The sequence below is a fragment of the Microseira wollei NIES-4236 genome, assembly GCF_020521235.1.
Classification (GTDB): domain Bacteria; phylum Cyanobacteriota; class Cyanobacteriia; order Cyanobacteriales; family Aerosakkonemataceae; genus Microseira; species Microseira wollei.
In genome coordinates this window covers 1-990 of the sequence record NZ_BLAY01000466.1, presented here as the reverse complement: position 1 = coordinate 990, position 990 = coordinate 1, and the positions used below count along the sequence as shown (strand labels likewise).

Below are 990 nucleotides of genomic sequence, written 5' to 3'. Positions count from 1 at the left end.
TAGAGTTTGCCAGCCTGTTGACATAGGTATTCTAATATCGCTTTTGTTTCTGGATCTGGGTGTAGCAATATTTGCTGGACGCCTATGCTGTCTTTAGTCTTTGGCATGACTTGCGAGTTTGTTGACACGCTTATGGTAATCGACTACGATACCTGTGTCAACTGTTATGTAACAAAAGGACAAGATGTTGCAGAAAGATTACCAATCTCACAATCATGTTAAGTATTTGGTGAACTATCATTTTGTCTGGATTCCTAAGCGCAGAAAGAAGGTTTTAGTGGGTGATGTGGCGACAAGACTAAGGCAGGTGTTTTTGGATTTAGCGATAGAGAGGGATTGGGATATATTGGCGATGGAGATTGCTCCTGATCGCGTTCATTCATTTGTTAGTGTCAAGCCTACTGATACACCTCATTTAGTGGTTAAAGGTTTTAAAGGTAGATCTAGTTACTATTTGCGAAAAGAGTTTCCCCAATTAAAAAAGCTGCCGTCTCTTTGGACGAACAGCTATTTTGTCAGTACTGCTGGTAATATTAGCAGCGATGTGGTTAAACGTTATATTGAAGATCCTTACCATTGTTAATTCTGAAATACGACTGCGGTTAAAACCGCTCGTGTCGCTTTCCTCTCAGCTCTTTAGAGACTGAGTTTCTCGCTTCCCGTTTTTCCTATGAACTACCCCACCGCACGGGCGGGTGGGGTTTCTGTTCTCAATGGGGAGTGCCTCAGATTGGACTTACGCCCTTTCTTTGGTCTTACCTCCCCTGCAACAGCTCCAGACGGACGTTCCACCCGCCTTTTGCATTCTGATACCTTCATTCCTGATATTGGTCGCTGCATTTCCGTCTCTGTCGTGATGAGTGCCGCATTGAGCCACTCTCCGCTCTCGCATACGCGGAGAATCAGGCCAGGAGTTCATGTTAACTTTTCGCCCTTTAGTGGCTATCTGGGTAACACTTCCTGACTTTGCCGAGAACCGCTCCAAGGGAG

General features: G+C 45.1%; 1 protein-coding gene and 1 pseudogene. One reads left to right on the top strand and one right to left on the bottom strand.

The genetic code is table 11. The features are described from left to right. Positions 1-184: 184 nt before the first annotated feature. Complete coding sequence (gene tnpA / locus MiSe_RS49280) at positions 185-583, top strand: IS200/IS605 family transposase (protein WP_226594886.1); 399 nt, start codon at positions 185-187, stop codon at positions 581-583. Between the two features lie 92 nt (positions 584-675). Here the strand turns inward: tnpA and MiSe_RS54410 are convergent. Then, a pseudogene (locus MiSe_RS54410) lies at positions 676-871 on the bottom strand (RNA-guided endonuclease TnpB family protein); the annotation flags it as partial. Positions 872-990: the final 119 nt, after the last annotated feature.

What these genes read in the sequence shown, in the direction of transcription:
- tnpA (WP_226594886.1), top strand. Translation starts at nt 185, where the DNA reads ATGTTGCAGAAAGATTACCAATCTCACAATCATGTTAAGTATTTGGTG.